Genomic DNA, 6,641 nt, shown 5'->3' on the forward strand with positions numbered 1-6,641 from the left:
GCGTCAGCGGCGCAGCAGGGAGGCGAGCAGCGGCCGGAAGTGCTCGAAGTCCGGGGTCGCCGCGTCGGCTTCCTTGGCTTCGTCGTCCCAGCGCCGGACCGCGACAGCGTCGGCCGCGCCGGGCAGGGCGGCGAACGCGGCGGCGTCCTGCTCGTTCATGGGGCCACCCTGCACGTGAAGGGTGTATTCCGACGCCTCCGAGAGGCGCGCCCGGTAGCCGGGCTCGACCGCGCACAGGTAACGCTTGGCGGCGACGTGCAGCCGCACCGGCTCGGTGACCTCCGGGCCGAACCAGCGGGCGAGCAGGTCGGCGCCGGTGTGGCTGTGCCGGTTGTCGGTGCCCGCCATCAGTTCGTCGCCGCTCACCGGCCCGCCGAAGTGGCCGACGTCGTGCAGGAGGGCGGCCGCCACCAGGTGCGCGGGGGCGCCCGCGGCCTCGGCGAGCGCGCCCGCCTGCAGCATGTGCTCGGCCTGGGTGACCGCCTCACCGAGGTAGTCGGCGGAACCCGGGCCGTGGAAGAGTTCGGCGAGCTCGTCCAGGACGGTGGTACGCCGCAGCACCGCCAGGGTGCTCGCCAGTCCGTCGAGGTCGGCGTAGGCCCCCTGCAGGTGCCGGGCTCCCGTCTGTTCGAAGGCGGTGCGGGCGTGCAGCAGTCGCGTGTTGTCGAAGATCAGGCAGTCGCCCGGCTCCAGACGGAACGTCAGCAGCAGTTCGGGACGCAGTAGCAGCGCGGCGAAGGTGCGGTAAGCGGCGTAGAAGGCTTCGAGTTCGTGGGCGGGTAGCCGCAGGGTGCCCATCGACCGATTGTTGAACCTCACCTCGCGGATGCGGTCCATCGGGTCGAGGTCGATCAGCGGGCGGTGTGCCGTCAGCTCGGCGCGGGCGTCGCGGTAGCCGAAGGGCACGGGGGTGCGGGTCAGCACGGCGAACGCCTCGGGGTCCTCCTCGCGCAGCAGCGCCGCGGCGTGGAACCCGTCGACGAGTCCGGAGTCGCCGCCTTCGGCCGCGTTCTGGAGGCAGTGCAGCAACTGGATGGTCGGCACCGGGTCGCGGTACGGGTTGTCGGTGTGCGGGGTGATGGCCAGCGAGGAGAAGGCGAGGTTGTCCGGAGCGGGCTCCACCCGGACGTCGAAGAGCTCGCCGTAGTTGGTCTCACGGACGAATCCGAAAGATCGGGCGACGGCCAGGACCTGGTCCTCCTCGGTCGGCACGGACCGCAGCAGGGCGAAGCCGAGCCGCTGCACGGCCTCCAGCACTCGCGCACGCTCCCCGTCCTCGGACAGATAGGCCGACCAGTCCGCCTCCGGCAGCGGCCCCAGGTCCGCGGCTTCCCACAGCTGCTTTCCGGCCTCACTGCGGTGGTCCCCTTGGGCCGGGTCGCGGGTGGTCAGCCACTCGACGGCGTAGACCGAACGGTGGCCGTCCGGAGACCAGGTCACCTCCACCGCATCCGCGCCGTGGACCCGCCGCGCGGTCACGGTGCCGATGGCGAGGTCATCCGGGAGGTCGGTGATCTGAAAGAACTTCTGCCCGCTGCGTGGATCACGGCACGAGGCACACGGGCAGTTGTCCCTCAGCCACATCGGCGGCAGCCCCGCGACGAGGGCGGCGGGGTCGGTCGCAGGGGGCGCGGAAATCGGCAGGTCCGGCATGGTTGTCCTCCAGTATGAGAAAAGTTGTATAGCCAACTTTGCTTGGTCTGGTGTCCGGCAGGCGAGTCAAGGAGAACCATCTGGTGAACCCACGCTGTCGTGTTCAGGGGAAAGCAGGTCCGATCACGTGGTCGACGCGCGGGAAGGCGAAACGCTGGGGCCCTTCGATCGCGAACCCGGCCTTTTTGATCCCGGCGACCGTCTCCCTAGCCGAGCTCTCGGAGGCCGCGGATGCTCGGTGTGCGCCATGGGAAGTCCGTGCCATTAGGCAGCGTCGAACATGGTCGGCGGGGGAGAAGAAGCCCCTTACGCGGCTGTCTGGGCCCGCTAGCGGCAGAGCGTCCCGCCGTCACCGTGGTCGCCGTCGCTCGTGAGCTGGCCGGATTCGTGTTGGCGGAGATGACCAGCTGATCATGCCGCCCCTCCCGAAGGCCAGGTGGCGGACCGGGACGCACGCTGTGGCAGGAATGATCCCCATGCTGGGTCACCGCCAGGTAAGCGAACCGCTGTCACCAACCTGCTCGTGATGACGCGGCATTCGCCCCGCCTCCGCCGACCGATTGCGTCGCACGGCCACTGCCGCGTCAAGGACGCTTTCGCGACGCTACGCGGTCGACCTACGGCCGATCCCTGACCCGGCCGCGCCCGTGCAAGATCAGTCAGCTGCCGGAGGCAGGGAGGAATCTGAGGACGACCCGGACCGATTCCGTTAGCCAGTCACGCCCTGAACACGAGGGGCAAACAGCACTAACCGAGCATTTGGCACGCAACCGAGCTGGTCGAGATGCAGAACCTTGACGGGCCGATTCATATGAGCCCAGCAGACCACCTCCGTCCCCGGCCCGCTGCCGCTCCGCGGTGGGTCGAAGGCGTACGGGGTGATCGGAACGGGGAGCTTGCAATTTGTACTTCGGCGTGCCCGAATCACTCTTTATGGGTGCTCAATCTGATGCCTGCAGGGGCGTTTCTCCCAATGATCAAGCCGATCGCCATTCTCCCTTTCTTTGCATTTCTATAAAATATTCAGATTTATCAACTCGTAGTTATTCGAGACGTGGGGCCCAATGCGGGCCGGTGAGGGGCTGGGGAATGGGTGATATGGGACATATGGGACAATTTGGCATATTTACATACTTAAGGCGCCGAATGCGTATTTGCGGGTGAAAATAGGTCGGCATGGACGGGCATTTCAATTAAGCGACAAGCGGAAAGGCAAGAGTGGATCATCTCCGTTTGTAGCCCCTGCTGGCGAGGGCACAAAGGCGATGTCAGATGGTCCGCAAGGGTTCGCCGGTGCGATCGGCGCGTGCTTCGTCACTTCTGCCGAACCGCGGTTCCGCCCTGGCCGTGCGCAGACCGCGGAGTCAGATGGATTCGACCCGCCTCAAATCAACGAATATCAGAATCTGGGCCTCATTGTAGAGCCAACGCGCAGTCTGCAGCGTCCATAACTCTACCAGCCCACCTAAGGAGTTCTCATGAAGCGACTGGCGATCGTCCTTACTGCGCCGCTGGCCCTGCTTGTTGCGGCGGTGCTACCCGCGCAAGCTCAAAACGCGTACAGCGGGTACAACGCGTACTTTGTTCAGGCTAGCGCCGCGCTGAGCGTCGCGAACTTGAACGTCTCGTTCATGGAAGCCGGACTCGGCAATAACCCATCCGTCGACTACATCGCGAGTGCGGACGCGGCGGCCACGTACGTCTGCGTCAACGAGGTCGGGGTCAACCCCAGGGTCACGAACAAGCGCACCGTTACCGCCCCGGTGAGCCAGGGCGCCACGTTCAACCCCGGTGACCGTGGCCAGGTGACGGCCACGGTCACGCTCGCCCCGCCGCCGGCAGGGGCCTTCTCTTGTCCGGCTGGACAGAGCCTGGAGCTCGCGCAGGTGAGCTACACGAACGTGGACATCATGGATGACACGAATAACATCACGGCGCCGATCGTCGGCACGTTCGCCACGCAGTGCCTGTTGCCTGAGGTGAGGAACGCCTGCAGCGCGATCCCGGCGTGGACGTAAGGAGCCGAGGGGTCAAACGCGAAGGACCGGCCCATGGGCCGGTCCTCCGTTGTTTAATAAGCGAACAACAATCCCGCCGGTCTGGCGCTTACAGCCGCTGCGGCTCCCTCTCGTTGGCCTAGATGTAGAACCGGAATCTCCGAGTGGAGCCTACGAGTTAGCTCCGGGCGGTCGGCAACCCACGTCGCGCTATATCGTTTGTTTTCCGAATTACGTGCGGCGCCACTCCGGTCGCCGCGCACTCAAGGACCGGTTCGTCAGAGCCGGGTCCTCGACCGGGCCGCTGAGGAACCGTACGCACATGGGTCTTCCGGGTCTCGACGGCCCTCTGCCTCCTCGTCGTCATGGCGATCATCGGCATCGGGAGACGTGAGGCCGGCTCTGCCTCTACTCGGGAGTTTCGCTCTGTCCGGAGCGCTGCAGGGCGTGCGCAAACGGTTCGACGTGGTCGGCATGGTGGTGCTCGCGTTCTTCACCGCCGTCGGCGGCGGCGTCATGCGTGACCTGTTCATCGGTGTGCAGCCCGCCGCGTTCCGGGATGCGGAGTATCTCCTCGTGCCGGTCGCGGCCACCGTGATCGCCTTCTTCTGGCATCCGCAGGTCGAGCGGGCAATGCCGGGAGTGCAGGTCTTCGATGCGGCGGGCCTCGGCCTGTTCTGCGCGGTCGGGACCACAAAGGCCCTGGATTACGGCCTCGCGCCGCTGCACGCCGTGTTCCTCGGGGTCTGCTCAGCGGTCGGCGGCGGCGTCATCCGGGATGTCCTGTCCGGCGAGAGGCCGACCCTGCTCTACGACCGCCAGCTTTACGCCGTGCCGGCGATGCTCGGCTCGACGGCCATGGCCGTGCTGTACACGCTGGGCGTGCGGGGGTTCGTCGCCGAGCCATCGGGCGATGCCGACCTCGCCAGCGGTTGCCGAGATCCGGCCCGAGCGTGTTCCTCGGCGGTAAGGAGCCAGTCCTGATCATGGCTTACCAGACGATGGGCTGGACGAACGACCTCGACGCTCTCGCGCGCGGGGAAGACGCCTCGCGTGCAGATCACGTAGGTCAGCCCGTTCGGGGCGGCACTGCGCAGGTCGGGCAGCTTGAACGTGGTCCGCCCGTCGCCTCCGTAGGAGGTGCCGAGCAACGCGAACAGCGCCAGGTTCTGGTTGATCGCCAACGTCTGTCCGGCGGCCGGGGTGCCTCCGGCGACGCTGCCGACCACCAGCCACACGGACCCCATGGTGCACTCCGTCCCGACGCCCGGTGCGGCGAGGCTGGTTCCGGTGCCGAAACGGGGATCCGGCACCGGGTCGCCTTTGGGGCCCGCTGGACCCGTCGGCCCCGTCGGCCCCGTCGGCCCCGTCGGCCCCGTCGGACCGGTCGCGCCCTGCGGACCTGCGTCACCCTTGGGCCCTTGAGGGCCGGTCGCGCCGGTCTTACCCGCCGGGCCCTGGGCACCCGTTCTGCGTGTCGCGCCGGTCTTTCCCCTGCGGCCCTGGGGTCCCCTCACGTTCCAGGAGAGCCGCGACTCGGTTGTCTTGCACTTGGTCGTCGAGGGGACGATCCGGGCGGCTCGTGTGGTCTTGCTGACGCAGGCGTAGATCGTGCTCGGTGTAGAAGATGCGCTCACCAGGGCGATTCCGCCCGATGTGGCGAGACCGCCCGCCGCGGCGGCCGCGGCGAGGAGGGCCGCCAATCTCAGCCCACGTCCCCTCGGACGGCGCCACCGTTCGTTGTGTGCCATGTGAGACCTCCTAGGCCCATGACCGTCATCTCCTAAGGTCACGGTTCGGAGGGCCCTCGGTTGACGCATCCGACATCACGCTTGGTCACGTCCAGCGGTGTGGTGTGTGAGTCGGCCTCCGCGTGATCTGTTTCTGCAGGTTAAGCGGTGGGTGTCTCCGGTAGGGGTTGCCGGTCCGGTGTGTCGCCGGGGATTACGCGTAGGCGGGCTTTGGCCAGGATGTCCAGGCCCATGTGCGGCGGCCTTCGGTCCATTCATCGGTCTGCTCGGCAAGGACCGCGCCGACCACGCGGATGATCGCGGCCCGGTGTGGACTGGTGAGGGATTCGAGTGCACGCCTTGCCGGATGCCTTGGCCACATCGATCGCCGCGACTCGTTCGATGAGGGGTTCGTGCTCCTCGTCCGGGACCTCCGCAGGTTCTCCCATCGCCACGGGTGATCCTCCTTGCCGGCCGGGGGTGGGCGGTGGGCTGCTCGGGCCTCGGTCGGGAGCCGAACATGCTGACCGGCGTGCTCGAAGCAACAGTGCATGACCCATCAAGGTCGGGCCCCAGCGCCAGACTGAGGCACGGGATTCAGGTGTCCCACGTTATGACCGGCGTCGGCGAGCAACCCGCCCCAATTTTCACGCTGTGTGGCGTCCGTGGGAGGGTCAGAATGACTGAGTGACTAAGGCCAGATCGCCTGTCGCCCCCTGCGCGCGGGCCGGTCGCCTGACCCAACGGGCGCGCGATCACGACATAGAAAACCGGCCGGCGTCTCCCTGGGCGCCGGCCGGTTTCGTGTTGTGCCCTAAGTATTCGACCTACTCTGCGGGAGCAGCGTCCGCAGTAGCCGCCGGGACGGTGTCGGTGGCGCTCTCTGCAGCGTCGTCGGCCTCCGCGTCAACAGTCGCGGCGTCCGCCTCAGGGCGACAAAGCCCCTTGCCCTCGTCGTCCTGGTTGCACTTCGCCTTGGCCTCAGCCGCGGAGTCGTTGGCGTTGTCGTTGGTGTTGGTGTTAAAGATCTTGTTCTCGATCTTCGACGGATCCGGCCTTTCGATCTTGTTGCAACTTATGCCGATGTTGTTGAAGATGGTCGCGCAGTTGAACGAATTGTTGAACGAATTTTCGATCCCGGACCCATCCGCTGATCCTTCCGAGAGCAGGCCAGGAAGCAAGACGGGCGGGTCCTGGAACAGTTCGTCGATGGCTTGGGACGGTGCGTCGGTGTCAGCGGTGGTGTCAGCCTGAGCCGGTG

4 protein-coding genes and 2 pseudogenes are annotated in these 6,641 nt (G+C 66.7%); 2 read left to right on the plus strand and 4 right to left on the minus strand.

Annotation, left to right across the window (positions count from 1 at the left end; all coding sequences use genetic code 11):
- Positions 1 to 3: 3 nt before the first annotated feature.
- Positions 4 to 1,653 carry a 2-trimethylaminoethylphosphonate dioxygenase gene (gene tmpA / locus Pth03_RS16320; protein ID WP_203945102.1) on the minus strand — a complete coding sequence of 550 codons (1,650 nt, stop codon included), beginning with the start codon at positions 1,651 to 1,653 and terminating at the stop codon, positions 4 to 6.
- Between the two features lie 1,478 nt (positions 1,654 to 3,131).
- On the opposite strand from tmpA, the gene Pth03_RS16325 reads away from it, so the two are divergent.
- Both Pth03_RS16325 and Pth03_RS41490 read left to right on the plus strand, forming a co-directional pair.
- Complete coding sequence (locus Pth03_RS16325) at positions 3,132 to 3,671, plus strand: hypothetical protein (protein WP_203945103.1); 540 nt, start codon at positions 3,132 to 3,134, stop codon at positions 3,669 to 3,671.
- Positions 3,672 to 4,115: 444 nt separating this feature from the next.
- Positions 4,116 to 4,463, plus strand: a pseudogene (locus Pth03_RS41490) (trimeric intracellular cation channel family protein); the annotation flags it as partial.
- An 11-nt stretch (positions 4,464 to 4,474) separates the two neighbouring features.
- On the opposite strand, the gene Pth03_RS42110 reads toward Pth03_RS41490, so the two are convergent.
- The 3 genes and pseudogenes from Pth03_RS42110 to Pth03_RS16345 form a co-directional block, all read right to left on the minus strand.
- Entirely contained in the window at positions 4,475 to 5,401 is a 927-nt protein-coding gene (locus Pth03_RS42110; RefSeq protein WP_203945104.1) for a phage tail protein, read from the minus strand.
- Between the two features lie 140 nt (positions 5,402 to 5,541).
- Positions 5,542 to 5,714, minus strand: a pseudogene (locus tag Pth03_RS42760) (IS256 family transposase); the annotation flags it as partial.
- A gap of 493 nt (positions 5,715 to 6,207) precedes the next feature.
- Positions 6,208 to 6,641, minus strand: a 434-nt coding sequence (locus Pth03_RS16345; protein WP_203945105.1) for a hypothetical protein, incomplete at its 5' end; no start/stop codon positions are given.

Source organism: Planotetraspora thailandica, assembly GCF_016863335.1.
GTDB lineage: Bacteria > Actinomycetota > Actinomycetes > Streptosporangiales > Streptosporangiaceae > Planotetraspora > Planotetraspora thailandica.